The organism is Mycolicibacter sp. MU0102, from assembly GCF_963378105.1.
Taxonomy (GTDB): Bacteria; Actinomycetota; Actinomycetes; order Mycobacteriales; family Mycobacteriaceae; genus Mycobacterium; species Mycobacterium holstebronense.
The window spans coordinates 3,242,019-3,267,415 of the sequence record NZ_OY726398.1; the positions used below are offsets into that span (position 1 = coordinate 3,242,019).

21 protein-coding genes and 1 other annotated feature are annotated in these 25,397 nt (G+C 67.3%); of the genes, 10 read left to right on the forward strand and 11 right to left on the reverse strand.

Going from position 1 to position 25,397, the window contains the following annotated elements:
- Positions 1–2 precede the first annotated feature (2 nt).
- The 5 genes from RCP37_RS15250 (at position 3) to RCP37_RS15270 (ending at position 3,789) form a co-directional block, all read left to right on the forward strand.
- Positions 3–578 (forward strand): TetR/AcrR family transcriptional regulator, encoded by a 576-nt coding sequence (locus tag RCP37_RS15250; protein ID WP_308483891.1) that lies wholly within the window; start codon positions 3–5, stop codon positions 576–578.
- A 40-nt stretch (positions 579–618) separates the two neighbouring features.
- Entirely contained in the window at positions 619–1,488 is an 870-nt protein-coding gene (locus tag RCP37_RS15255) for a TOMM precursor leader peptide-binding protein (protein ID WP_308483892.1), read from the forward strand.
- Between the two features lie 121 nt (positions 1,489–1,609).
- On the forward strand, positions 1,610–1,840 hold the full coding sequence (locus tag RCP37_RS15260; RefSeq protein WP_308483893.1) for a hypothetical protein: 231 nt from the start codon (positions 1,610–1,612) through the stop codon (positions 1,838–1,840).
- Between the two features lie 441 nt (positions 1,841–2,281).
- Positions 2,282–3,534, forward strand: a protein-coding gene (locus RCP37_RS15265; protein ID WP_308483768.1) for an IS3 family transposase whose coding sequence is annotated in 2 segments (ribosomal slippage) — positions 2,282–2,570 and positions 2,570–3,534 — 1,254 coding nt in all. Because the reading frame shifts where the segments join, the coding sequence is not laid out codon by codon here.
- Positions 2,569–2,697 (forward strand) — a sequence feature (AL1L pseudoknot). Its footprint overlaps the gene before it by 129 nt.
- 30 nt (positions 3,535–3,564) lie before the next feature.
- The gene (locus tag RCP37_RS15270; protein WP_308487104.1) at positions 3,565–3,789 is read left to right on the forward strand and encodes a Gp19/Gp15/Gp42 family protein; all 225 of its coding nucleotides are present in this window, start codon (positions 3,565–3,567) and stop codon (positions 3,787–3,789) included.
- Positions 3,790–4,009: 220 nt separating this feature from the next.
- On the opposite strand, the gene RCP37_RS15275 is transcribed toward RCP37_RS15270, so the two are convergent.
- Positions 4,010–4,249: a hypothetical protein gene (locus tag RCP37_RS15275; protein ID WP_308483894.1), complete on the reverse strand. Its 240-nt coding sequence runs from the start codon at positions 4,247–4,249 to the stop codon at positions 4,010–4,012.
- 935 nt (positions 4,250–5,184) lie between these two features.
- On the opposite strand from RCP37_RS15275, the gene RCP37_RS15280 reads away from it, so the two are divergent.
- Positions 5,185–5,574, forward strand: coding sequence for a hypothetical protein (locus RCP37_RS15280; protein ID WP_308483895.1), 390 nt, complete (start codon positions 5,185–5,187; stop codon positions 5,572–5,574).
- Positions 5,575–6,329: 755 nt separating this feature from the next.
- Here RCP37_RS15280 and RCP37_RS15285 read toward each other — a convergent pair.
- Together RCP37_RS15285 and RCP37_RS15290 are read right to left on the reverse strand one after the other, a co-directional pair.
- The gene (locus RCP37_RS15285) at positions 6,330–6,923 is read right to left on the reverse strand and encodes a hypothetical protein (protein WP_308483896.1); all 594 of its coding nucleotides are present in this window, start codon (positions 6,921–6,923) and stop codon (positions 6,330–6,332) included.
- Positions 6,924–7,325: 402 nt separating this feature from the next.
- Positions 7,326–8,819: a recombinase family protein gene (locus tag RCP37_RS15290; protein WP_308483897.1), complete on the reverse strand. Its 1,494-nt coding sequence runs from the start codon at positions 8,817–8,819 to the stop codon at positions 7,326–7,328.
- 30 nt (positions 8,820–8,849) lie between these two features.
- Here RCP37_RS15290 and RCP37_RS15295 point away from each other — a divergent pair, with 30 nt between their 5' ends.
- Positions 8,850–10,202 carry a macrolide-binding ATPase MABP-1 gene (locus tag RCP37_RS15295; protein WP_308483898.1) on the forward strand — a complete coding sequence of 451 codons (1,353 nt, stop codon included), beginning with the start codon at positions 8,850–8,852 and terminating at the stop codon, positions 10,200–10,202.
- A 12-nt stretch (positions 10,203–10,214) separates the two neighbouring features.
- On the opposite strand, the gene RCP37_RS15300 is transcribed toward RCP37_RS15295, so the two are convergent.
- Positions 10,215–10,460, reverse strand: coding sequence for a WhiB family transcriptional regulator (locus tag RCP37_RS15300; RefSeq protein ID WP_046285740.1), 246 nt, complete (start codon positions 10,458–10,460; stop codon positions 10,215–10,217).
- 313 nt (positions 10,461–10,773) lie between these two features.
- Entirely contained in the window at positions 10,774–12,897 is a 2,124-nt protein-coding gene (locus RCP37_RS15305; protein WP_308483899.1) for an ATP-dependent DNA helicase UvrD2, read from the reverse strand.
- Between the two features lie 73 nt (positions 12,898–12,970).
- Here RCP37_RS15305 and RCP37_RS15310 point away from each other — a divergent pair, with 73 nt between their 5' ends.
- Positions 12,971–13,219 (forward strand): mycoredoxin, encoded by a 249-nt coding sequence (locus RCP37_RS15310; RefSeq protein WP_308483900.1) that lies wholly within the window; start codon positions 12,971–12,973, stop codon positions 13,217–13,219.
- A 5-nt stretch (positions 13,220–13,224) separates the two neighbouring features.
- Here the strand turns inward: RCP37_RS15310 and nudC are convergent, their stop codons facing one another.
- The 4 genes from nudC to RCP37_RS15330 are packed head-to-tail and all read right to left on the reverse strand — an operon-like array spanning position 13,225 to position 21,913.
- The gene (gene nudC / locus RCP37_RS15315) at positions 13,225–14,148 is read right to left on the reverse strand and encodes an NAD(+) diphosphatase (protein WP_308483901.1); all 924 of its coding nucleotides are present in this window, start codon (positions 14,146–14,148) and stop codon (positions 13,225–13,227) included.
- Between the two features lie 31 nt (positions 14,149–14,179).
- Positions 14,180–15,256: a potassium channel family protein gene (locus RCP37_RS15320; protein WP_308483902.1), complete on the reverse strand. Its 1,077-nt coding sequence runs from the start codon at positions 15,254–15,256 to the stop codon at positions 14,180–14,182.
- Positions 15,257–15,311: 55 nt separating this feature from the next.
- The gene (locus RCP37_RS15325; RefSeq protein WP_308483903.1) at positions 15,312–18,596 is read right to left on the reverse strand and encodes an ATP-dependent helicase; all 3,285 of its coding nucleotides are present in this window, start codon (positions 18,594–18,596) and stop codon (positions 15,312–15,314) included.
- The gene (locus tag RCP37_RS15330) at positions 18,593–21,913 is read right to left on the reverse strand and encodes an ATP-dependent helicase (RefSeq protein WP_308483904.1); all 3,321 of its coding nucleotides are present in this window, start codon (positions 21,911–21,913) and stop codon (positions 18,593–18,595) included. Before RCP37_RS15330 ends, RCP37_RS15325 begins: the two co-directional genes overlap by 4 nt.
- Before the next feature lie 58 nt (positions 21,914–21,971).
- Here RCP37_RS15330 and RCP37_RS15335 point away from each other — a divergent pair, with 58 nt between their 5' ends.
- The gene (locus RCP37_RS15335) at positions 21,972–22,760 is read left to right on the forward strand and encodes an alpha/beta fold hydrolase (protein ID WP_308483905.1); all 789 of its coding nucleotides are present in this window, start codon (positions 21,972–21,974) and stop codon (positions 22,758–22,760) included.
- Between the two features lie 11 nt (positions 22,761–22,771).
- Positions 22,772–23,068 carry an MGMT family protein gene (locus tag RCP37_RS15340; RefSeq protein ID WP_308483906.1) on the forward strand — a complete coding sequence of 99 codons (297 nt, stop codon included), beginning with the start codon at positions 22,772–22,774 and terminating at the stop codon, positions 23,066–23,068.
- Between the two features lie 101 nt (positions 23,069–23,169).
- Here the strand turns inward: RCP37_RS15340 and RCP37_RS15345 are convergent, their stop codons facing one another.
- Entirely contained in the window at positions 23,170–24,024 is an 855-nt protein-coding gene (locus RCP37_RS15345; RefSeq protein ID WP_064887992.1) for a TIGR02569 family protein, read from the reverse strand.
- A 122-nt stretch (positions 24,025–24,146) separates the two neighbouring features.
- Positions 24,147–25,340: an adenylyltransferase/sulfurtransferase MoeZ gene (gene moeZ / locus RCP37_RS15350; RefSeq protein ID WP_308483907.1), complete on the reverse strand. Its 1,194-nt coding sequence runs from the start codon at positions 25,338–25,340 to the stop codon at positions 24,147–24,149.
- Between the last annotated feature and the right edge of the window lie 57 nt (positions 25,341–25,397).

A 25,397-nucleotide genomic window follows, 5' to 3' on the forward strand; every position in this document is an offset into this window, starting at 1 on the left:
CTGTGAGAAGGAGCGCCACCGAGCTGCGCGGTCAGATCCTCGACGCTGCCCGCGCCGAGTTCGCTCGCCATGGTCTTGCCGGGTCACGCATCGATCGCATCGCCCGCGAGGCACACGCCAGCAAGGAACGTCTCTACGCCCACTTCGGCGACAAGGAAACACTGTTTCGCGAAGTGGTGGACACCGACGTGACGGCCTTCTATCGGTCGGTCACCCTGCGCCCCGACGCGGTGCCCGAATTCGCCGGCGACGTCTACGATTTGGGCAGAAACAGCCCCGAACACCTGCGCATGATCACCTGGGCCCGCCTGGAAGGACTGGCCCTCGACGAGCCCCACGCCGACGGGCAGGCGCTCTTCGAGCACGCGGTCACCGCCATCGAAACCGCCCAGGCCGACGGGCACGTCGACAGCTCCTGGGAGCCTCTCGATCTGCTGGCGCTGCTGTTCGGTATCGGCCTGGCCTGGGCGCACTCCCCCGAGCCGTACGAGACCCTCACCGACCGCACCGTGATCGCACGCCAACGCCGCGCCGCTGTGGAGGCCGCGCGGCGCATCGTTTCTGGCCCCTGTGGATGACGGGAGGATCGTCGCCGCCGGGCATGGCAGGGTCGCCTGCGTGACCAGGGTTGGTTCCGAGACCACCACCTACACCCTCGATCCGGCGCTACCGGTGTTGCTGCGCCCCGACGGTGCCGTCCAGGTCGGCTGGGACCCGCGGCGCGCCGTGCTGGTGCGACCGCCTCGCGGGCTGAGCACGGCGGCACTGGCCACCGTCCTACGCACGATGCAGATCCCGACCACCGTGGCCGCGCTGCGCCATGAAGCCGCCCAACACGGCCCGGTGGACACCGCGGACCTCGACGACCTGCTGGCCGCGCTGGTGGCGGCACGTGTCGCCGTCCGCGGCGCCGCCACCGGCCGTCAATGCCGCACGGTCTCGCTGCGGGTGCACGGCCGCGGGCCGTTGTCGGATCTGTTGGTCGAGTCGCTGCGCTGCTCGAGCGCCGTGGTCCGGCGCAGCAGCCATCCGCACGCCGCGGTGAGCGCCGCCGGGACCGATCTGGTGGTGCTGGCGGACTACCTGGTTCCCGAGCCGCGGTTGGTACGTGAGCTGCACGCCGCGCGGGTGCCGCACCTGCCGGTACGGGTGCGCGACGGCACCGGCGTGGTCGGTCCGCTGGTCCTGCCGGGAGTCACCAGTTGTTTGCGATGCGCCGATCTGCACCGGCGAGACCGGGACTCCGCGTGGCCCGCGGTGGCCGCGCAGCTACGCCACACGGCCGCCCACGCCGACCGGGCAACCGTGCTGGCGACGGCGGCGCTGGCGCTGAGCCAAGTCGACCGGGTGATCGCAGCGGCGCGCGGCGTTGCAACCGGCCCGGACCTGGCTGCTCCGCCGACACTGGATGCCACCCTGGAGCTGGATCTGGCCGCCGGATCGATGCTGACGCGGCGCTGGGTCCGCCACCCGCTCTGCGATTGCTGAGGTCACATCCGGTACCGAAGATTGTCACCGCGGTGACCGGCACCACAACGACGTCATGGATGATGGACACGTGTCAGGCGTCATATTCCACAGATACAGGATGGAGAGGTGCGGGATGGATATGGAGAACGAACTGGTTTCAATCGCGGATGCAGCAGATGCGCTGGGTATCAGGCTGTCAGCGCTGCTCAGTCGGATGGCGGCAGATGGGTTGCTGCTCGTCGTACCTGGTACCGAAGATCCGCGTTGCGGCAACAAGGGCCGTGACGGGGTTCTCTACCACCGAGACGACTGCGATTGTGGTTTCACCGCCACCCCGCACCCTGACATCGTTGAAATGGACCCCTCGTGATCCGGCCTTATTGGATCGTCACCATCTCCATCGCAATGGTGGGTCTGCCCGCACCAACAGCGTCGGCAGACCCCACGCCGGCTTACTGCTTCGATGACCGGCTGTGTGGCAACGATTTCGGGGGTACCTACTACTGCCCGGACACGGGTGGGTGGGTTGGCCCGTTTGTGGCTTGTGACGGGCTGGTAGCTGGACCGTATGCGCCTGGTGGGCAACGGCCTAACCGAAGTAACCGATCCGATCAGGGATCGGATCTTGAAGGCCCCGGCTCACGCGGGGGCCGCTGGGACGAGGAGGACGACTGGTGATCTCTACGGCATGTGGCGTTCGCCACAATCCCCGCCAGATTTCACCGAAACTAGAAAAGTTTCAGGCATATACATATGAAGGTGAATCGCCCCGGTGAGTCCGGAGGCTCCACTTCTTGTGAAGGATGGAGTCATGTCAGAAGGTTCTCCGCGTAGGTACCCGGCCGAGTTGCGTTCTCGTGCGGTGCGCATGGTTGCCGAGGTCCGTCACGAGTATCCGTCGGAATGGGCAGCGATCGAGTCGGTGGCGTCCAAGCTGGGGATCGGGACGGCGCAGACGTTGTTGAGCTGGGTCCGCAAGGACCAGGTCGATGGGGGCAAGCGCCCTGGTGTCACCTCCGAGATGGCGGAGGAACTGCGGAGGCTTCGAGCCGAGAACCGGGAGCTCAAGCGGGCTAACGAGATTCTGAAGTCGGCGTCGACTTTTTTCGCGGCGGAGCTCGACCGCCGGCCTCGTTGATCTGCACCTATATCGACCAGAACAAGGATCGCTTCGGTGTCGAGCCGATCTGCCGGGTGCTGAGCGCGCACGGCGTCAAGATCGCACCGAGCACCTACTACGACGCCCATGCCCGGGGCCGCTCGGCCCGAGCTGCCGCCGACGAGGACCTCAAACCCCAGATCCGGCAGGTGTTTGAGCGCAACTACCGCGTTTACGGGGCCCGTAAAGTGTGGCTGGCCCTCAACCGTGACGGTGTGGCGGTGGCCCGCTGCACTGTGGAACGGCTGATGCGCGACATGGGCCTGCGCGGGGCGCACCGGGGCAAGGTGCGGCGCACGACCATCCCTGATCCGCAAGGCGTCAGGGCCCGTGATCTGGTCCTGCGCCAGTTCAACCCGCCCGCACCGAACCGGCTGTGGGTGGCCGACATGACCTACGTGTCGACCTGGTCAGGGTTCGTCTACGCCGCGTTCGTCATCGACACCTACTCCCGGCGGATCGTGGGGTGGCGCACCTCGACCACGATGACCAGCGCGTTGGTGCTTGATGCGATCGAGCACGCCATCTGGACTCGCCAGCGCGATGGGATCAGCGACCTGACCGGCCTGGTGCAACATCACGACAGAGGCAGTCAATACACCTCCATCGCCTACACCGAACGTCTGGCCGCAGCCGGAATCGACGCCTCAGTCGGCCGGGTCGGTGACAGTTACGACAATGCCGTCGCCGAAACCATCAACGGCCTCTACAAGACCGAACTGATCAAGCCCCGCGGCCCGTGGCGCACCATCGACCAGGTCGAAGTCGCCACCCTGGAATGGGTGGACTGGTTCAACCACCGCCGCATCAACAGCTACTGCGCCGACATGCCACCGGCCGAATATGAAGCCCTCTACTACAGTCAGCACCGAACCCAGAAAGTCACTGAGTTCTCAAACCCGTGAGCGTCCGGAAACTCCGGGGCGATTCATGTCATCCAAAACCCCGAGGGCTACACCTCCGAGACTGACGGAGACTACACCTACCAGTTGAACTACCAACTGGCCTCTGGGGAGCTGGAGATCACTCGGAAAGAATGGTCATTGTTGGGGGTGGGTTCCGGGGTGTTTCTCATCCACCCGTTGCTCTCTACTCCGTTTCTGCGCTACCGCCCGGACCCTCGGTTCAGGTTCCCTGTGTGGTCGGGCGGGTCTGGTTAACGGCGGGACGGCCTAGCCTTATCCCAACGGTCGATAGACTCCACCGTCCACCCCCGAACGGTGCCGATCATGGCATCAGGTTCGGGCAGGTTGTACCTGCCCAGAGTGTCGGGCTTGACGCCGATACGCTCGGCCACCTCAGCTCGACTCAAGTAGCGGATCACCGGCTAACCATACGAAAACACCCCGCCGTAGCGGGGTGTCTCGGTGGTCATGCTCGTCACGTGTAGTCCAACAGGTAGAGGTACTGGACCAAACTTGCCTCGTCGTCGGACAACACCCGACCGAAGAACCGCTCAAGGTTCGCCTTGGTGGGCGAGGTGAACTCGTGAGCCACCTGCTCATCAACGACGGCCAGGACGAACTCACCGGCCATCCTGTCAGCCAGTTGGTAGTCCTCATCCGAGGTGCGCCAAAGCAGCGCGGTTACCGGTGAGCACGCGACTGCGGTGGTGCTCATCGCTGGACCTCATCGGTCATCGGGCCACAAATCAGGTTGCCCATGGTGTGGCAATCCCAGCGCGGGTCATCTTCGGTGATGTCGATCCACCCATCACCATCTGAATCGGCAGCCTTGCCGCAGTAGGGGCCGGCGGTCTCGGGCGCTGAGACACACGGTGAGTTGTCGGGTGCGTCAGCGTGTGAGGCCCCTGCGCCGAGGGCAGCAGAGGTGGCAATGGCTAGGGCTACGAGTGGACGTGTGAGTGGGTTCATGGTGGAGACAGTACACGCCGAGCGTGTAGACAGCAAGCGGGGCGTGTATGCCTACCTGCCTCTCTAGCCCCCTCCCTCTACGTGCCCCCTCTACCTGTAGGGGGTGTGGGTGTGGCACTAGGCGTGCGTGCCTCTCTCGCACGCCGGCCCTCGCTGCCCTCCCCTGTGCGCCCTCTCGCTCGCTGCGTGTCGCGCAGCTCCCCCTCTGCCTCCTCCCGCACCCCTGGGCGGGCACCCCCACCCCGCGTACCCCGACCGGGCTGGTATGCGGAACCAAGGCCCGATGCGACGCATGAGCGCCGGGATTTGCCAGTTGGACGGGTTCAAACTGCCCGCGGTGGAACGCCGGGAAGTGGTAGCCGAGCTGGCCGGCGCTGGGATGTCGAACAGGGCTATCGCTGATGCGGTAGGGGTCAGCCGGCAGCAGGTGATCCTGGACAAGAAAGCACAGGGGGTAAATAACTTACCCCCTGTCATCGGCCAGGACGGGAAAACCTACAAACGGCCACAACCCAAGAACAAACCTCGGCTAGGTGGGCAAAGACCGGGTGCTACGCAGTTCTCGCGTGCAATCCCGTGTTTTTTACACGTCGCAGACGCCCAATTTAGCGGGTGACCTGCGACAAGACTATTTAGAGCAGGTCTAAAACCTGCTCATTTTCGTATCGAAACGAGGTGTATATGCCTGAAAAACAGGCAGAAATCCCCAAAATCCCTAAAGGTTTGAAAGCTGCTGGGCGGCGATTCTGGCGGGATATCCACGCCACCTACGAGATTGTTCACGCCCCCGAGGTGTCGATGCTCCTAGAAGACGCCGCGAGGACGGTAGATGTCGTTGCCCGACTTCAGGAAGTAGTCGACAACGCCCGCACCTTGAGGACACCAGGCAGCCAGAAGCAAGACGTGGCTATTCCTGAGCTGTCCGAACTACGGCAGTACCGAGCGCAGTTCGCCGCGCTCATCAAGCAATTGAATCTTCCCGATGTTGCCGGTGAAGAAAGCCCAGACGGCCCTATGTCCCGCAGTGATGCCGGTCGCCTCGCTGCCGCTAAACGATGGAGTCACAACTAATGCCCAAGATCCGCAACCGTTTCACCCCCGTACAGCAGCCATCCGAGCCTGCCAGCTCGGAGACCATAGCCGACATGTTCAAGCGCAAGCTCGGCTGGAAACCGATCACCGAATTACGTAATCCCAACACTAAAACATGACCACCCAAACCGACCTTAATAGAACAGGCCCGTATTGCCCTCTAATTGCCACGCTCCCGGACGAATTACTATCTTCGGACAGTTGGGTATACCCAGGGGGATTATCGGCCTATATGGGCGCACTGTCCGATTTTATCGGCGGTGACCGCCGGGTTGGCCCGGTTATGAACGCAGCGGGAGTGTCAGTAGCCGATTGGCACAGACGGGCATTGTCGAGCGAAATCGCAAAGAATCAACCAAAGGAGAGTCCACATGCCGTGGCACCCCAATGAAGGCGGTCATAACAACCCTCCACTAATCAGACATAAACGCACCGGGCGCACTATGTAGGTACCACCATGGACTGCTGCCCAGTATGTGCAGATTGTTATGAAACATAAACAACCGAATATATCTACCGTTGTGCCGATGCCTGATCATTACATCCAGGAGGTGCCGTGCATCCCTTGCAGGCACTTTTACACCTCTGCTGATCAAGAATACGAACAGCGGCTAGGCAAGTGGCGGGAGGATTATAAAGCCGGAAAGGCTACGTGGGCTGATATGCCTATCCGCGACATGGGTTTCAATATTTAGTAGCTGCACCAGTCGTCAGTGTGAAATTGCGTCTTGGCCTTAACCGGGTATTGCTACGCGGACCGTCAGGCATTTATCCTCACTCGTTCCTAGCATAACGCAAATCATCGTTCCATCAGCTCGAAATTCTGAGCTAGTTTGTTGCACATAGTCGTCTGGTATCAGTATCTGAAGTAACCCGCCACCGCCCGGAGGGAGGACATCCGGGCACAGCGTCCAGGAATTGCTCATGGTGAACGCACACTCTTGGCTGACTTGCGGATAATAATCGATGTAGGGGTATTTATCCTTGCTGGTGGGCAGCAAGTATGTAGTTATATATGCATCCCGCTTGCCGTTGTTATACATCTTCGTTGTAATGTAGCGTTGGGGCGAGTTGGCCCACTTGTCCGCAGGTATCTGCACTACAGGTTCAGCATCGTCCCGGCTAGCCCAGTAATACATCCAACGGTCATTCTCTGGTTCCCAAAGTATGATTGCGCCAGAAGATAACGCCAATTTGCCGTAGTCCTGCCCGGCCACTTCCTTTGCGGTCTTATTTGCATCACAAGAGTAAAGCAGGGCAATTCCGGCAATGACTACGCCAACTACGGTAGCGGCAGCTTGAATCTTTGACGACCAATCGGATTTCATTTGGTAACTTTCCGATAGTGGATGATGTTTGGTTACGCGCCTCGGTTGAACCGTAACCAGGATAGATGTCAGTCCGATGTTGTAGAACTGTTTCCATGAGACCACTACTCGTCGCCCTGGCCGTTCCTGCCGCTGTCCTGCTCGCTGCACCGGCCCACGCCGGCCCGACTGAGTTTGAAAACGAAGTCCGGGAACGGGGGATCAACACCGGCATGATGGTGTTCAACCCCGGAGGGGTTGCCTCGTCGGGGATGGAGACCTGTAACAGGCTTCGCAACGGCCAAAGCCTCAGTGAGGTTCTAGCTGCATACCCGAATGGGATGTTCGGGGACGGTGCCCAGCTGGTCCCACTAGCTCAGCAGATGATCTGCCCGGACACGCTGCACTGACGTGGGTTAGTGATCACATAGGGCTGTCGGGATCTTTCAGCGCTCCTGGTATTCGAATGCTGAACTCTCGCGCCTTACTCCCCCTGCCACCGACGACGCGGGCTTCAAAGGTGATCCCAGACCGCTCTAGTAATCGGCGGCGTTCCTCGGGGTCATCCGCCGCAGACCGCCAGCGGTCGCCGTATGTGCCGCCCGTCTCCTGCCATTCCCAGTGCGCCTCGCGTAGCGGCTGTGTTTCGAGTTCCGCAATCCGAGCATCAAGGGCAGCAAGTTGCCGCTGTAGTCGGTCTCTCATCGTGGCCGACACAGCCCGCCCCGCGGCGGTGGTCAGTTCGTCCACCGCCTGAAGGGCTTCGGCCATGGCTTCGGTGTTGTCATCGCCGGGTACCCACACGCGCTCACGGGCAGGGCGGTCCCCAAGCTCTTGTAGAAAAGTCTCTTCGGCCAATAGGTCAAGTTCTCCAGCTGGGAGCATCGGGGAGCAACGGTCAGCACACGAGTAGTAGCGGTATGTGCGCCGTTCGCCGGCGCTGTTTCGGCGGCTCGTGTTGCTCTCTGAGTGGAGAACCTTCTCGCAGGTCTTACAGAATGCGAGCCCTGACAGCAGCGCGGTAGGGGCGCGCCGAGCATCCTTGCGGGCGTTGGAATTGCCGTCTAATACAACCTGTACGCGCTCCCAATCGGATGGGCTAATCAATCCATCCGATAGTTGCACAGGTAGGCCGTCGTCGTCGCGGACGGCCCTGCCCTCGTGGTGTAGCTGACCCAACAGTGTTCGCCCCCGGAGAATCTGCCGGATCGGGGTCACCTGCCATTTACGGCCTAGCGGTTCAAGGCCCCGGTTGACCCGGTGCCGATCCGATGGGCTGTGGACCCCGTCGGCAGTGAGCCGCGAGGCGATTCCGTTCATAGAGGCCCCATCGAGCAGTTCCCGAACTATCCGGCGGATAACCTCGGCCGCCTCGTGGTCCACTTCCAGCAGCCACCCGCCGCCTACGAGTTCGACGGGCCGGAACCCGTACGGAGCCGTTCCACCGCCCCAGCGTCCAAGTTCACGAAGCTTTGCCCTACTCGCCTTAGTTCGCTCTCGAATCGCTTCTAGCTCACCTTCGGCCAGAAATCCGATTACCGAGGCGATCAACCGGCCAACCGGCGTTGCGAGGTCTATCGCCTCCGAGCAAGACACCACCGTTTTGTCATGCTCGATGCACCATCCGAACAGCTTGTTGAGGCTGATCGTGTTCCGCGATAGACGGTCGAGCTTCCACGCGACAAGGGTGTCGAACTCGTGGGGCCTGTTCTTCAGCCAGTCCCCTAGCTGTGCCGTATCGAATGGATCTACAGACCCGGACACGTCGGTGTCCTCGGCCCATCCCACGATGCTGTGACCGTTCGCAGCCGACCACTGCTCGATTAGTTCCCGTTGCCGCTCCACCGACGTCGACTCGTCGGTCGCTCGGGACAGCCGGACACGGCCTAGCACACGTTGTGAGGCAGACTTCGTCATAGGTAGCCACCGTATCCCGTTTCGGGTAACATGAGGAGTGACGTGTCAGAAATCAAACGCGGAAGCGCAGCGCGCAATGCGAAGCTGGCCAGCCTGCCCGTCGGCTTTGCCGGCCGGGCAGCACTCGGGCTCGGGAAGCGGCTGACCGGCAAGTCCAAGGACGAGGTCACCGCCGAGCTCATGGAGAAGGCGGCCAACCAGCTGTTCACCGTCTTGGGCGAGCTCAAGGGCGGGGCCATGAAGGTGGGCCAGGCCCTGTCGGTGATGGAGGCGGCCATCCCCGAGGAGTTCGGCGAGCCCTACCGGGAGGCGCTGACCAAGCTGCAGAAGGATGCGCCGCCGCTGCCCGCGGACAAGGTGCACCGGGTGCTCGACGCCCAGCTGGGCACCAAGTGGCGGGAGCGCTTCACCGAATTCGATGACACCCCCATCGCCTCAGCCAGCATCGGACAGGTGCACAAGGCGGTGTGGGCCGACGGCCGTCCCGTGGCGGTCAAGATCCAGTACCCCGGCGCCGATGAGGCGCTGCGCGCCGACCTCAAGACGATCCGCCGGTTGACCGGCATCTTCAAGCAGCTCGCCCCCGGCGTGGACGTCAAGGGTGTCATCGACGAGCTGATCGAACGCACCGAGATGGAGCTGGACTACCGGCTGGAAGCCGACAACCAGCGCATTTTCGCCAAGGCCTACGCCGGCCACCCGCACTTCCATATCCCCAACGTGGTGGCGAGCGCCCCCAAGACGGTGATCCAGGAGTGGATCGACGGCGTCGGCATGGCCGAGATCATCCGCAACGGCACCGTCGAGCAGCGCGACCTGATGGGCACCCGGCTGGCCGAGTTCACCTGGGACGCCGCCCGCCGGCTCGAGCTGATCCACGGCGACGCCCACCCGGGCAACTTCATGCTGCTGCCCGACGGCCGGATGGGCATCATCGATTTCGGCGCGGTGGCGCCGATGCCGGGCGGTTTCCCCCCGGAGCTGGGCGCCTCGGTGCGCTACGCCCAGGTCAAGGACTACGACAAGGTCATCGCGGTCATGCGCCAGGGCGGCTTCATCCAGAAGGGCCAGGACGTCTCGGTGCGCGAGATCGACGAGATGTTCCGTCAGTACGTCGAACCGGTCGAGGTCGAGGTGTTCCACTACAGCCGCAAGTGGCTGATGCGGATCGCCGGCAAGCAACTGGAGCGCCCCGTCGAGCAGATCAAGACCGCGCGGCAGCTGGACCTGCCGCCCAAACTCGCGATGCCGATGCGGGTGCTCGGATCCACCACGGCGATCATGTGTCAGCTCGATGCCCACGTGCCGATCAAGCGGCTCTCCGAGGAATTGGTGCCGGGCTACGCCAATCCCGACGACGTCGCGGTCGGCCCGTCCGCCTGATGCTGCGGCCGCTCACGCGGCCACCGGCTCCTTACGCGGACGGCCGCGCGGCCGCTTGCGGCCGATGACGCTGCCCCGATCGAGGATCTCACCGCCCCACACCCCCCACGGCTCGGCGCGCTGCAGCGCCGCCGCCAGGCACTGCTGACGGATCGGGCACTGAGCACACCGTGCCTTGGCCCGCTCCAGATCGGCCGGGTCGTCGGCGAACCACAGGTCGGGATCGCTGTTACACGGCAACTTCAGGGTTCTCGACATGGTGTGTACCTGCTTTCCGGTCGGTTCGTGGGGTTCGAATCCGGGCCGGTCGGCGGGCTGCCGAGCAAAAAATAATGGCCACGGATCCTGGTTGGTCCGTGGCCATCGGGGGCGGGGGCTGCTGTTAGGGCGAACCCCGATGCACGGACGCATCTACGGCGGCGGCGGCATGGCGCACCGCCGCCTCGGCAGCGGCGGCATGGCGCGCGCCGGCTACCCGCAGGACGCTGATCGTGGTCATGGCATCCGAGGCTAGCCGCTCGGCCCACCAACCCACAACCGAATTACCGCGGGCAGCGGCGGGACCCCGGTTTCAACCCCGGTTGCGGACCAGCTCCAGCACATCAGAGCCGAACTGTTCCAGCTTGCGCGCGCCGATGCCCGGGATAGCCACCAGGGCTGCCTCGTCACCGGGCAGCATCTCGGCGATCGCGGTCAGGGTATTGTCGGAAAAGACGATGTAGGCGGGCACTTTCAGCTCGGTGGCGGTGCGCAGCCGCCAGTCCTTGAGCGCCACCAGAAGCTCGGTGTCGACGTCGGCGGCGCAGGTCTCGCAACGGTTGAGCATGATGGCCGCCGGGGTGGCCAGCGCCTTGTTGCAGATGCGGCAGTGCTTCGGGGCGCCCCGGGCCCGGCGCTTGGTGGGTGTACGCGAATCCGACTGCGGCACCGCGCCATCAATACCGCTCAAGAACCGCGACGGCTTGCGGCCGGCCCGCCCGCCCGGGGCGCGGGCCAGCGCCCAGCTCAGTGTCAGGTGGATCCGGGCCCGGGTGACGCCGACATAGAGCAGTCGGCGTTCCTCTTCGACGGCCTCGCTGTCCGCGCCGTGCGCCAGCGCGTGCGAGATGGGCAGGGTGCCGTCGGCAAGGCCCACCAGGAACACGGCGTCCCACTCCAGACCCTTGGCCGCATGCAGCGACGCCAGGGTGACGCCCTGCACCGTCGGCGGATGCCGGGAGTCAGCGCGCATGCGCAGCTCGGTCAACAGCTCGGGCAGGCTGAGGTCGGGGCGTTGGGCCACCTCGTCGTCGACCAGTTCGGCCAGCGCACCGAGCGCCTCCCAGCGCTCGCGCGCCTTGGCTCCGGTCGGGGGTTCGGTGGTCAGACCGAGCGGTTCCAGCACGCCACGCACCACCTCAGGGAGCGGCCCAACACCGTCGGCATCGCGCGCCGCTGCTCTTTCGGCGGCGCGCTGCAGGGCAACCAGCGCCTGGCGGATCTCCTGGCGGGTGAAGAAACCCTCGCCGCCGCGCACCTGATAGGCAATGCCGGCCTCGGTGAGCGCCTCCTCGTAGACCTCCGACTGCGCGTTGATCCGGTACAGCACGGCGATCTCGGCCGGCGAGATGCCGTCGTGGATCAGCCGGGCGATGGACTTGGCGACTGCCGCGGCCTCGGCGACCTCGTCGGGATGCTCCCGGAAAGTCGGCGTCGGGCCGGATTCGCGCTGGCCGATCAGCTTCAGCTTGCTGCCGGCCACCCGTCCACGTGCGGCGGCGATCACCCGGTTGGCCAACGACACCACCTCGGGCGTGGACCGGTAGTCCCGTTCCAGGCGCACCAGCGCGGCCTCGGGAAATCGGCGAGTGAAGTCCAGCAGATAGCGCGGCGAGGCGCCGGTGAACGAATAGATGGTCTGGTTGGCGTCGCCGACCACGGTCAAGTCGTCGCGCTCCCCCAGCCAGGCCGACAACACCCGCTGCTGCAGCGGCGTGACGTCCTGGTATTCGTCGACGACGAAGCAGCGGTAGCGGTCCCGGAATTCGGCGGCCACTGCCGCGTCATTCTCGATCGCGGCGGCCGTGTGCAGCAGCAGATCGTCGAAGTCGAGCATCGCCACTTCGCCGCGGGCCTTCAGCGCCTCGTAACCGGCGTAGACGTCGGCCAGCTTCGCCGCATCCAACGGGATGTCCCGGCCGTCCGCAGCCACCGCCGCGGGGTACTGCTCCGGCCCGATCAGGGATGCTTTGGCCCACTCGATCTCGCCGGCCACGTCGCGGACGTCGTCATTGCTCAGCCGCAGACCCGCGTGGCCGGCGGCGCGGGCGACCACCCCGAATTTGCGGTCCAGCAGTTCCCAGCCGGTGTCGCCGACCACCCGCGGCCAGAAGTAACGCAACTGCCGCCGGGCGGCAGCGTGGAACGTCAGCGCCTGCACTCCGCCGACCCCGGCGGCGGCACCCGCGCCGGCCGCCGAGCCCAGTGCACGCAGCCGCGACCGCATCTCGCCGGCGGCGCGCTGGGTGAATGTCACTGCCAGCACCTGTCCGGGCGCGACGTGACCGCCCGCGACCAGCTGGGCGATGCGGTGGGTGATGGTGCGGGTCTTGCCGGTGCCGGCGCCGGCGAGCACGCACACCGGGCCCCGAGGCGCCAGTACCGCAGCGCGCTGCTCCTCGTCCAGCCCGGCGATGAGCGCATCCATGGCGTCCATCTTGGCAGGCGCCCCCGACGGGCCCCGACGCCGATTCGGGAATCATCGGGCGACCTATTAGGTTTGGGGAGTTATGAACCAGCTCGTCATGTACACGACCCAGTGGTGCGGTTACTGCCGGCAGCTCAAAGCGTCGCTGAAGAAGCTCGAGATCGACTTCGAAGAGATCGACATCGAGCTGGACCCCACCGCAGCGGAGTTCGTCAGCTCAGCCAACGGCGGCAACCGCACGGTGCCGACGCTGCGTTTCCCCGACGGATCGACGCTGACGAACCCGACCGGGCGTGAGGTCAAGGCGAAGCTGGAGCGCCTCGGCGGGTAGACCCGTCAGCTCGATTCAGCCCAGGACTCGATGATGGTCCGGGCGATCGAGATCGAGCCGGGCAGCAGCAGTTTGGCCTCCGGATCGCCGCTGTTCCAGGCCCCCGCGGACAGCGCAGTGCGCACTTCGTCGCGGGTGAACCACGCCGCCTCGGTGATCTCGCCGTCGTTGAAGACGAAGGTCTGCCCCGGGTCGGCAACCGCGTGGAAGCCGACCATCAGCGACCGCGGGAAGGGCCAGGGCTGGCTGCCCAGATAGGTCACGTCACGCACGGCCAGCCCGACCTCTTCGTGGACCTCGCGGATCACGCAGGTCTCGAACGATTCGCCGGCCTCGACGAACCCGGCCAGCAGCGAGAACATCCGGACCGGCCAGTTGTGCTGGCGGGCCAGCACTACGCGGTCGGCGCCGTCGTGCACCAGACAGATCACCGCTGGGTCGATGCGCGGAAACTCTTCGGCACCGGTGATGGGGTTGGCCCGGGCCCAGCCGCCGCGCACCGGCTTGGTCGGCGTGCCGTCGACGGCCGAAAACCTGGCGTGGTCATGCCAATTCAGCAGCGCGATGGCCGACGACACCAATTGGGCGCTGACGTCATCGAAGATGTCGCCGGTGGCACGGATATCCAGCACCGAGACGTCGGCGCCGGTCGGCGCCTGCAGCGCGCCGCGGACCGCCCAGACGTGCCGACCGTCCTCGACACGGCCCAGGAACACCGCGTCCGATGGCGGCGTGTCGCCCAGGTCGCCGGCCTCGTGCAGCACCACCCGGCCGCCGGCGACCAATACCTGGTTACGGGGATCGACCCGCAGCAGCGCGGCGGACGACCAGCCGGCGACGGCCGCGTCCGTGTCGGTACGCAACTGGTCGGCTCGATCCGCCCCGACCCGCGACAGCAGGGGCACCTGGCGCAGCTGGAAGTTGCCCATCAGTCCTCCCCGCGCCGCGGCGCCGCGATCGTCACTGGTTGGCCACCGTACGCACGTAGAGCAGCCGGTCACCGGCCTCGATCACATCGACTTCCGGTGCATCCAGTCGCAGCAGCCGGCCCTCGCGCACCAGCGCGAGGACTATCTCGTTGAGGTGCTTGGCCGATCCGCCGACTTCCTGCTGCTCCACCTCACGCTCGGCGATCGCGTAGCCGGCGTCGGGGGTGAGCAAGTCCTCGATGATCTCGACTACCCGGGGCGTGGTGGTGGCGATGCCGAGCAACCGTCCGGCGGTCTCCGAGGACACCACGACCGAGTTAGCGCCGGATTGCTCCAGCAGGTGCTGGTTCTCGGCTTCCCGAATGGACGCCACAATGGTGGCCTGCGGGGCGATCTCGCGGGCGGTCAGCGTCACCAACGCCGCCGTGGCGTCGGAGCCGGTGGCCACCACGATCGCTGACGCGCGCTGGGCGCTGGCCAGCCGCAGCACATCCGAGCGGGTCGCATCGCCGTCGACGGTCACCAGCCCGGCCGTCTTGGCGCGTTCGAGCACGGCTCGGTCGTTGTCCACCACGACGATGTCGCTCGGGGTGGTCTCGTCGTCGCCGAGCATCGCCGCGATCGCGGTCTTACCCTTGGTTCCGTACCCGATGACGATGGTGTGGTCTTTCACTCTCTTCCTCCAACGCTGAATGCGGAACGCCTGCTGGGAGGTCTCGGTGAACGCCTCGACGGTCGTTCCGACCAGCAAGATCAGGAAGGCGATCCGCAGCGGGGTGATGACCAGCACGTTGATCATGCGGGCGAACTCGGTGACAGGCGTGATGTCGCCGTATCCGGTGGTCGACAGCGTCACCGCCGAGTAGTAGAGACAGTCCAGGAAGCTCAACCGGTCGCCCTGCACGTCCTGGTAGCCGTCGCGGTCGACGTAGACGAACAGCGTGGACACCAGTAGTGCCCCTAGCGCGATCAGGCTTCGGCGGTAGACGGTGCGGCCGGGACTGGACTGCCCGTGCGGCATGCGTAACACGCCGACGAGCGCATAACTGGGTTGGGCGGTCAGCGTCTCGTCAAGACGCCGCAACCGCCGCCAGCTAGCTCCTGCCACGACGGGCGGTCATCGGTCAGCCTGACGCACGGACCCACTGTAACCACACCCGTCGTCAGCCGTTGAGCAGCGCGGCCAGGTCAGCCAGTTCGGGCAGCTCGTCGGCGACGACGGTGGTCCCGGAACGCACATAGTGGAAGGCGGCTCGTACCTGCGATGCCGGGCAGCCGGTCAACGCGGCCCAGGCCAGCCGGTAGACGCCGAGCTGGACGGCGGCGTGCCGGCGCGCCTCAGGCCCGTCGGGGGGCGTTCCGGTCTTCCAGTCCACCACGGTGACGCCGCCGTCGCGCTCGACGAACACCGCGTCGATCCGGCCACGCACCACCCGGCTGCCGATGGCCATCTCGAACGGCACCTCGACGGCGGTGGGAGTACGGGCGGCCCAGGGCGATTCCAGGAACGCCTCCTGCAGACGGGCCAGCTCCTGCGCATCGGCGCGCGCGGTGTCGGCGTCGGCCGCGCCGGGTAGATCTTCGAGTTCGAAGAGCCGCTCGGCGCCGTAGAGTCGCTGAACCCAGTCGTGAAATGCGGTGCCCAACAACGCATGCGGGTCTGGCCGAGCCGGAAGCCGGCGACTCAGACGCTGCCCAGCACCGTCGGGGTCACGGCTCAACTCAACCAGGCCGCTCACCGAGAGCTGGTTGGGCAGAGCGCGGGCCTGCTGCGTTGCGGCCGTGGCTCGCTCTGCCAGCAGGGCGTCCACGTCGGCGGCCCACGGGCTGACCGAGGGAGTGCCGTCCTGGGGCTCGCCGGCCTGCAACTGTGCGGAGACCAGTGCAGCCCCGCGTTCGACATCACCGCGCCGGCCGATCAGCGGGTCGACTGGCCAGGTTCCTTCGTTTACGTTGTCGCACAACGGGTTCTTCTCTCCGTCGGCCGGAGCCTGCGCCCAGTGCTCGACCACCCCGCAGGGCGTCCCGGCCTCGGCCGAGTGATCCATCACCGCCTTGATCTCGGTGAGGAAGTCCGACGGGCCGCGCGGCTTGGCCTCGCCCTGTCCCCAGTGGTGGCCAGAGACCAGCAGGGTGTCCTCGGCGCGGGTGACAGCGACGTAGAGCAGCCGGCGCTCTTCGTCGACGCGCCGCTGATCCAGGCGGCGTTGATGTTCGGAGATGGCGTCGGACAGCTGCTTTCGGTTGGTGACCGCGTCGGTGTCGAGCAGCGGGACGCCGTGATCGCCCGGCCCATGCGGTTGGGCCCGATCGCCGCGCAGCAGCGGCGGCAGTTCGGCGGCGTCGGAGAGCCAGCTGCGTCGCGACGCGGTCGACGGGAAAACCCGCGCCACCAGGTGCGGTATCGCGACCACCTGCCATTCCAGCCCCTTGGCGGCATGCACGGTGAGGATCTGGACGCGGTCGGCAGCGACCGCCGGTGCCGCCGGCGCCAGCCCGTTCTCCACCACGGCGGCGGCGTCCAGGTAAGCCAGCAGACCCGGCAGCGCGGCCTGGGCCCCGGCACCCTCGGCGTAACCGGCCACCACATCGGCGAAGGCATCGAGTTGTTCGGTGCCCGCCGCACTTGCCACCACCGGCTGCGCGGCGAGCACCTCGCAGTCCAGGCCCAGCACCCGGCGTACCTCGGCGACCAGATCGGGCAGCGGATGCCACAGGTGACCGCGCAGCAACGTCAGTTCCTCGGCGAGCATGACGATGCGCCGGTACCCGACCGCCGAGTAGCGCCCTGCCGGACCGGGATCGGCCAGCGCGTCGGCCAGACATGCGGTCTCGGAATCGGACCTGGCCGTGGCAGCGATCTCCGCGGCCGATACTGACGCACTGGATTGTTCGGGCCGGGCCAGCTCCGCGGCGCGTCGCCACAGGGCGGCCAGATCAGCGGCACCGAGCCGCCATCGCGGACCGGTCAGCACGCGCATCGCCGCCGCACCGGCGGTCGGCTCTTGGATCAGCCGCAGCATCGCCACCAGGTCGGCCACCTCCGGCACAGCCAGCAGCCCGGCTAGCCCCACTACTTCCACCGGGACGCCTCGGGCGCGGATCGCCTCGGCAAGTGGCGCGGCGTCGGCGTTGCGCCGCACCAGCACAGCGGCGGTGGGTGGGGCCACCCCGTCGGCGTCGGCCTGCCGGTAGCACCGCTGCAATGCCTCGGCCACCCACTCGTCTTCGGTGACGACATCGGGCAGCAAGGCGACCCGCACGTCGCCGGTGGGCGCGGCCGGGCGCGGCCGGAGCGATTGCACCGTCACGGAACGCTGGCGTGCTTCCGCGGAGATCTCATTGGCCAGGTGCAGCACCTCTGGCGGATTGCGCCAGCTGGTCCGCAGCTCCAAGGTGGGTGCCGGGCTGCCGTCTGAGAGCGGGAAGTCGGTGGCGAATCGGGGCAGGTTGGTCGCCGAGGCACCACGCCAGCCGTAGATCGACTGGATCGGGTCACCCACCGCGGTCAGCGCCAGGCCGTCGTCGGCGCCGCCGCCGAACAGTGACGACAGGGCGATGCGCTGGGCATGCCCGGTGTCTTGATACTCGTCGAGCAGCACCACCCGATAGGTGGCACGCAACCGGGCGCCGACGGCCTCGTTCGACTGCGCCAGGCGAGCGGCAGTGGCCATCTGCGCACCGAAATCCATTGCCCGTTCCGCCCGCATGCGCTGGTGTAGGGCCTCAATCAGCGGCACCAGTTCGGCACGTTCGGTCTGCGTGTCGAGCATCTTGAGCAACGACTGGTTGGGTTCGGCGCGCTGGCGTGGGCCCGGTGGCAGGGTGTGCACCAGCCGCTCCAACTCCAGGTGGGTGTGGCGCAGTGCGTCGGTGTCCACCAGGTGTTCGGCGAGCTCGCCGGCCAGCCGCAACACCATCGCGGTGACCGCGGCGGGATCCCGGTCGGTGTGCAATTCCCCGGGATAACCGCTGACCACGTCGAACGCCAGCTGCCACAGTCCGGTCTCGGTGAGCAGCCGGGTGTCGGGCTCGATGCCGAGCAGCAGCCCGTGCTCGCGCAGCAGCGCACCGGCGAAGGCGTGATAGGTGCTCACCACAGGCGTCGTGGCAGGGGCGCCGTCGATGCCTTTCGCGCCGGGTTTGTTCGGGTCGGCTGCCACCAGTCCGGCACCGGCCAACCGCGCCAACCGCGACCGAACCCGGCGCAGCAGTTGACCGGCCGCCTTGCGGGTAAACGTCAGACCCAATACCTGGCCCGGATCGGCGTAGCCGTTGGCAACCAGCCACACCACCCGGGCGGCCATCGTCTCGGTCTTGCCGGCACCCGCGCCGGCAATGACCACCAGGGGGCCCGGCGGGGCGGCGATGACCGCGGCCTGCTCGTCAGTGGGCTGGTGCAACCCGAGCGCGGACGCCAGCTCGGCGGGGTCGTAGCGGTTACTCATGCGCCGCACCCGCCGTTGTGGGCCGGGCAGATCGGCCGGACCGGGCAGTGCCGGCACCCGTCGTTGACGCGGGCGGTGAACTGCGGGCCGGCGGTGGCTGCGGCCGCCTGCGCGATCCGCTCCCGCCATTGCTCACCAGTCTCGGGTGTGAGGGGGTCTTGTTCGCGCTCGGTGGCGCCGACCGTTCCGGGTTTGGCGGGATAGACCAGCCGGCCGCCGCCGGGCTGCTCGTCGGGCCCGATGAGCCCGGCTTCGACCGCCAGCTGGTAGACGGCCAACTGGGCGTGCTGTTGCGCGTCGTCCTTGCTCGCCGGGGTCTTCGCGGTCTTGACGTCGACGACCACCAGCCGACCGGCGGCGTCACGTTCGACCCGGTCGATCCGGCCGCGCAGCCGAACCCCGTCGTCGCCTGCCTCGATCACTCCGTCGAAACCGACCTCGGTGCCGACTTCGGTCAGTTCGCCGCGGGTTTGCGCCCGCCATGTCAGGAACGTCTCGATGATGACGCGATGCCGGTCGAGTTCATTGGCCGAGTACCACTGCGACGCGAAAGGCAGCTGCTGCCATGCCCGGTCCAGCTCGGCCTGCAGCTCCTGCGGGCTGCCCGCCGATTGGGCGACCAGCGCGTGTATCACCGATCCGATCGTCGAGCGCAGGTCGCGGCCGTCGGTTCCGCCGTGGCGTTCGGCCAGCCAGCGCAGCGGGCAGTCCAGCAGGCTCTGCAGAGCCGACGGCGACAAGGTGACCGGGCCGTCGCCGGGTTGTCGAAGTGGCTCCTCGGTGCTCAACGGGGCCGTGCCGTACCAGCTGCGTGGATCGGCACCGGGCACCCCGGCTCGGGCAAGTCGCGCTAATTGCGTTGCCGCGTCAGCGCGTTCGGAGTCGCTTACCTCGGTTTCCGGTGCGCAGACGACGGCACGCAGTCGGCCCACCAGCCCGGCCGCGGACAGCACCGGCGGGGCCACGACCGGTGTTGCCGGCGCTGTTGCGGCATCGCCGGTGGCGCACGCCGCGAGTTCGACGAAGAACTCCGACGGGAGCTGTTCCTCGGTGCCGCCGTCCCCGTCGCCGTCGACGGCGGTGATCACCAGCCTCCGGCGGGCCCGGCCCAGCGCCGCCACCAGCAGGCGCCGCTCCTCGGCGAGCAGCGGGGCCCGAGCCGAGACCTCTTCCCCGAAGCCGTGCAGGGTGTCCAGGAGCCGCTGAGTTCCCAGCACGCCGCCGCGCGGAACGGTGTTGGGCCACAGTCCTTCCTGGACTCCGGCGATGACCACCAGATCCCATTCACGCCCGAGTGCGGCGTGCGCACTGAGCACACCGACCGCCTCCGTGCCCGTCGCGGACTCGGCGCGGGGCGCCGCCAGTTGCATGGCGGTGACGTATTCGATCAGCCCGGTCAGGGTGGCACCGGCGGTGCGCGCCGCGTACTGCTCGGCGAGGTCGAACAGTGCGGTCACCGCGTCCAGATCCCGACCGGCTTGAGCCCCGGCCGTACCGCCGCGCTCGGCGGCCGACAGCCAGCGTTGTTGCAGCCCTGAGCGATTCCAGGCCTGCCAGAGCGTGTGGTGCGGGTCGCGGCCGGCGGCGTGGCTGCGGGCCGCGGCCTGCAGCACCCCGCGAACCCGGCGCAGCGCGCGGCCGTGTGCGGCCGGCAGCTCACCCGGCGCGCCGGTGAGCACTGCCGCGAGACGGTCGCGGGGATCATGCGCCGGTCCCAGCTTCGCCTCTCCTCCGTCGAGCCTCGCTGAACCGCCGGGATCATGCGCCGGTCCCAGCTTCGCCTCTCCTCCGTCGAGCCTCGCTGAACCGCCGGGATCATGCGCCGGTCCCAGCTTCGCCTCTCCTCCGTCGAGCCTCGCTGAACCGCCCGGTTCATGCGGTTCCTGCGGGCTTCCCGGGCGGGCTGCACCGCGGCGCAGGGTGCGTTGTAGTTGCCGCAGCGAGATCGGGTCCACGCGCCCGATCGGCCCGCTGAGCAACGCCAGCGCCCGAGCTCCGTCCACGGCGTCAGCGGTGCACTCCAGCACCGTGAGCAGGGCGGCCACCGCGGGCTGTTCGGCCAGCAACCCACCACTAGCCGGCAGCGCGACCGGGATCCCGGCGGCGGCCAGGGTTCGGGGCAGCCGCGCGGCCGCCCGCGGCACCGACCGGACAATCACCGCCATCTGCGACCACGGCACCCCGTCGATCAGGTGGGCGCGCCGCAAGGTGTCGGCGATCAAGGCGGCCTCGGCGTGGCTGCTGGCCGCGGTGCGCACGCTCACCGCCCCGGTGTCGGGTCCGGTGCCCTCGATGCGACGCGTGCCGCTGGTCCCGGGCAGCCGCCCGGCGACGGCGCTGATGGCCTTGGCCACCGCCGGGGCGCAGCGGTGCGACGTCGTCAGCGTCACCACGGGCACCGCGGCGCCGTCGGGTTGCGCGTCGTCGCCCAGCAGGACGGTGGGTTCGGCACCGCGGAAACCGAACACCGCCTGATCGGGGTCGCCCGCGATCACCGTCCGGTGCACGCCGGCGGCAAGCACCCGCACCAACCGGGCCGCCTGCGGGTCGAGCTGCTGGGCGTCGTCGACCAGCAGCAGCCGGATCCGGCTGCGTTCGTCGACCAGCAGATCCGGATCGGTCGCAAACGCCTCCAGCGCCGCCCCGACCAATTCCGCCGCGCCTAGCGCCGGGGTGGTCGCCTGGGGTGCCGCCGTGCCGACCGCGGCACGCAGCAGCATCACCTGCTCGTACTGCTGGGCGAACCGGCCCGCGGCCGTCCACTCCGGCCGGCGGCAGCGCTTGCCCAGCTTGGTCAGCTCGGCCGGGTCCACGCCCCGTTCGGCGCAGCGCGCCATCAAGTCCCGCAGTTCGGTGGCGAAGCCGTCGGTGGCCAGGGCGGCGTGCAGCGACGGCGGCCAGGCCCCGGCTCCGTCCCCGGCGAGCAGTTCGCGGATCACGCTGTCCTGTTCGGCGCCGGTGACCAGCCGCGGCGGGGTGGCCTCGGCTCGCCGGGCGGCGCGCTGCAGGACCGCGAAGGCGTAACCGTGCACCGTGCGCACCAGAGGTTCCCGGATCGCCTGGCCGCTGTCGGGCCCGCCGGCGGCCAGCAATGTCGCGGTCAGCGCTCCGCGGTCCGCCGCGGGAAGCCGGCCCGAGCCCGTGAGCAGCAGCACCGAATTCACGTCCACGCCGGCGGCGACGTGGGTGGTGGCCGCCTCCAGCAGCAGGCGAGTCTTGCCGGTGCCGGGTCCTCCGCGCACCTGCAAGACGCCACGCGTACGCGGATCGAGCGCCGCGGCGACCTGCGCGGCGGGCGATCCCCAATCCTGTGGCATGCCGCCTATGAGAGCACTGCCCTCCGACAAGTGTGGGCGCGGCTGGCACCATCGACGGGTGAATCCCGATCATCGACTGCATGTGCACCGCTACGGCCCGGACGGTCCGGTGGGGCTGCTGGCGGTCCACGGGCTGACCGGTCACGGGGCCCGCTGGCGCTACGTGGCCGAGCAGCTGTCCGACATCGCCGTCGCCGCACCGGACCTGATCGGCCACGGGCACTCGTCGTGGGCGGCCCCGTGGAGCATCGATGCCAACGTCGCGGCGCTGGTGGCGCTGCTCGAGGGCACCGCTGACGGCCCGGTTCCGGTGGTCGCGCATTCCTTCGGCGGTGCGATAGCGCTGCATCTGGCCGCGGCACGGCCCGATCTCGTCGACGCGCTGATCCTGCTCGATCCGGCGATCGGCCTGGACGGCGAGTGGATGGCCACGATTGCCGCCGCCATGCTGGCCTCCCCCGACTACCCCGACCCCGCGGAGGCGCGGGCCGAAAAAGAGAACGGCGCCTGGTCCGACGTGGACCCAGGCCTGCTCGACGTCGAACTCGACGAGCATCTGGTCGCGCTGCCCTCGGGCCGCTTCGGTTGGCGTATCAGCGTGCCCGCGGTGATGTCGTACTGGAGCGAGTTGGCCCGCGCTGTGGTGCTGCCGACATCCACGCCGACCACGGTGGTGCGGGCCACCCGCACCTCACCGCCGTATGTGGAAGCGGCGCTCATCGATGGTTTGCGGGATCGACTGGGCGCGAACTTCCAGCTGGTCGACTTCGACTGCAATCACATGGTCGACCAGGCCCGTCCCGCCGAAGCTGCCGCCGTGATCCGCGCGCAGCTGGCCCGGCGCTAGGAGCGCAGTCCGTGGCGGCCGTAACCGACGAACAGGTCGAGCTGGTGCGTGCGCTGATCATCAGCGTGCCCGCCGGCCGGGTCACCACCTATGGCGATGTCGCTTCTGCGGCAGGGCTTTCCAGTCCCCGCATTGTGGGCTGGATTCTGCGGATCGACGGCACGGACCTGCCCTGGCACCGGGTGCTCCCGGCGTCGGGACGGCCGGCGGACCACTTACGCACCGAGCAGCTGGAACGCCTTCGCACCGAAGGAGTCCTGGCCGTAGACGGGAAAGTGGATCTGCGCACGCTGCGACACCGGTTCTGACGGCGGCACATTCGGCGAGCGTGTACTCAGTCCGAATAATTGGCCGAAATCTCGCGCTGAGTACACGTTCGGCGAGATGCGAGCGACGAGAAGCGAGAAAGCTAGAGCGCCAGCCGAACCAATGCGGCGGTGCGGGCCAGCCCGGGGAACGCCTCCTCGGTCGAGCGCGGATGCAGCGCATGTACGGCAAGACGGAACATCAACGCGCGCAGCAACATCTGCGGCCACTCGGGCAGTGTTTCCCAGCGTTCGATCAGCCCGTCGTCGGCATCACCCCACGACAGGGCATCCACCACTACCACCCCGGCAGCCCACGAGGCCGGTCGCCAGTAGGGCGTGATGTCGGTGATACCCGGCGCGGCGGCGCCGGAGAACAGCACCGTGCCGTACAGGTCGCCGTGCACCAACTGGCTGGGACTTTTGGTGGGCTTGCGCAAGGTGGCCAGCTGGTTGATCAGGTCGATCGACCGCTGCCCGTCCACCGACCCCGGGGCCAGCCGTGCACCGGCCTGTAGCGAGGCGAAGGGCCGTTCCTCCCAGGCCGCCCGGTCCGCGGCGATGAACACGTCGACGTCGGCCCACGGCGCCACCGGTGCCTGCGTCAAGAATCGGGGCCGCTCCAACTTGGAGGTGGCTTCGTGCAGCCGAACCGCCGCCGACACCACCTCGTCATGGCGCGGCTCGGGACTGCCGCCGACGAAGGTGTCCGCGCGCCAACCCGACACCACATAGCGCCCGTCGGTGGAGCGCACTGGGCGGGCCAGGCGGATGCCGTCGGCGAACAGGGTCTCGCGTACTTTCGCCGACCACGCGGCCCTGGCATGGTCGGCGACCATCGACAGGACCACTTCCCCGCATTTCCAGCCGTCTTCCCAGCCGGCCCCAAGTGGTGTGGGCGAAACGTTGCGAATACCGAACGTCGCCAGCACATGTTCGGGCGGCGGCTCGATGGTCACGCGATAAGACTAGCCGCGGTGATCGCGAGCACGGCGGAGCCGGGCGCGGCGGGTCACCGCCATTAGTCACCGTGATCGCGAGCACGGCGGAGCCGGGCGCGGCGGGTCACCGCCATAAACGGCTAGTACATGACCATGTCGGGCTGCATCTGCTTGGCCCACGCCACAATTCCCCCCTGCAGGTGGACCGCGTTGGCAAAGCCGGCCTTCTTCAGGGTGGCTAGGGCCTGGGCCGAACGGACCCCGGTCTTGCAGTACAGCACCGACATTCGGTCCTGCGGAAGCATCGCCAGGCCTTCACCGGTGTTGATCATCGACTGCGGGACCAACTGGGCACCCTCAATGCGGTTGATCGCCCACTCTCCCGGCTCGCGCACGTCGATCAGTGCCAGCTGTTGCCCGGAGTCCAGCAGCTCACGCAGCTCGGCGGGAGTGATCGTGGACCCGGCGGCTGCGGCGGTGTCCTCCTCGGCGACCACGCCGCAGAACGCGTCGTAGTCGACCAACTCGGTGATCGCCGGTGTGGCGGGGTCCTTGCGGATCGCAATGGTGCGGTAGCTCATCTCCAAGGCGTCGTAGATCATCAGCCGCCCCAGCAGCGTTTCTCCGATACCGGTGATCAGCTTGATCGCCTCGGTGCCCATCACCGACCCGATCGAGGCGCACAACACCCCGAGCACGCCGCCCTCGGCGCACGACGGCACCATGCCCGGCGGCGGGGGCTCGGGATACAGGTCGCGGTAGTTGAGGCCGCGCTCATTGCCGTCCTCATCGGGTGGCGCGTCCTCCCAGAACACCGACACCTGGCCCTCGAAGCGGTAGATCGAGCCCCAGATGTAGGGCTTGTGCGCCAACACCGCCGCGTCGTTGACCAGGTAGCGGGTGGCGAAGTTGTCGGTGCCGTCCAGGATCAGGTCGTACTGCGCGAACAGTTCGACGGCGTTGGACGCCTCCAGCCGCACCTGGTGCAGCTGCACCCGTACCAGCGGGTTGACCTCCGCAATCGAGTCCCGGGCGCTTTCGGCTTTGGTGCGGCCGATATCGGAGACCCCGTGGATGACCTGGCGCTGCAAGTTCGACTCTTCGACGATGTCGAAGTCGACGATCCCGAGGGTGCCGACGCCGGCGGCGGCCAGATACAGCAGAGTCGGCGCGCCGAGTCCGCCGGCGCCGATCACCAGCACGCGGGCGTTCTTGAGTCGCTTCTGCCCCTGCACGCCGACGTCGGGAATGATCAAGTGGCGGCTGTAGCGCGCCACTTCATCCCTGGTCAGCTCGCCGGCCGGCTCCACCAGCGGCGGCAGTGATATCGGCACCGGGCAATCTCCTCAACGTCGCGTCCGCCAAACCATCACAGCAGTTGGTGGGGGCAA

What these genes read in the sequence shown, in the direction of transcription:
- RCP37_RS15300 (WP_046285740.1), bottom strand. Translation starts at nt 10,460, where the DNA reads ATGTCGAGAACCCTGAAGTTGCCGTGTAACAGCGATCCCGACCTGTGG.
- RCP37_RS15325 (WP_308483903.1), bottom strand. Translation starts at nt 18,596, where the DNA reads ATGAGTAACCGCTACGACCCCGCCGAGCTGGCGTCCGCGCTCGGGTTG.
- RCP37_RS15310 (WP_308483900.1), top strand. Translation starts at nt 12,971, where the DNA reads ATGAACCAGCTCGTCATGTACACGACCCAGTGGTGCGGTTACTGCCGG.
- RCP37_RS15260 (WP_308483893.1), top strand. Translation starts at nt 1,610, where the DNA reads ATGGAGAACGAACTGGTTTCAATCGCGGATGCAGCAGATGCGCTGGGT.
- RCP37_RS15290 (WP_308483897.1), bottom strand. Translation starts at nt 8,819, where the DNA reads ATGACGAAGTCTGCCTCACAACGTGTGCTAGGCCGTGTCCGGCTGTCC.
- RCP37_RS15305 (WP_308483899.1), bottom strand. Translation starts at nt 12,897, where the DNA reads ATGGACGCCATGGATGCGCTCATCGCCGGGCTGGACGAGGAGCAGCGC.
- nudC (WP_308483901.1), bottom strand. Translation starts at nt 14,148, where the DNA reads ATGGGCAACTTCCAGCTGCGCCAGGTGCCCCTGCTGTCGCGGGTCGGG.
- RCP37_RS15275 (WP_308483894.1), bottom strand. Translation starts at nt 4,249, where the DNA reads ATGAGCACCACCGCAGTCGCGTGCTCACCGGTAACCGCGCTGCTTTGG.
- RCP37_RS15285 (WP_308483896.1), bottom strand. Translation starts at nt 6,923, where the DNA reads ATGAAATCCGATTGGTCGTCAAAGATTCAAGCTGCCGCTACCGTAGTT.
- RCP37_RS15280 (WP_308483895.1), top strand. Translation starts at nt 5,185, where the DNA reads ATGCCTGAAAAACAGGCAGAAATCCCCAAAATCCCTAAAGGTTTGAAA.
- RCP37_RS15295 (WP_308483898.1), top strand. Translation starts at nt 8,850, where the DNA reads ATGAGGAGTGACGTGTCAGAAATCAAACGCGGAAGCGCAGCGCGCAAT.
- RCP37_RS15330 (WP_308483904.1), bottom strand. Translation starts at nt 21,913, where the DNA reads ATGCCACAGGATTGGGGATCGCCCGCCGCGCAGGTCGCCGCGGCGCTC.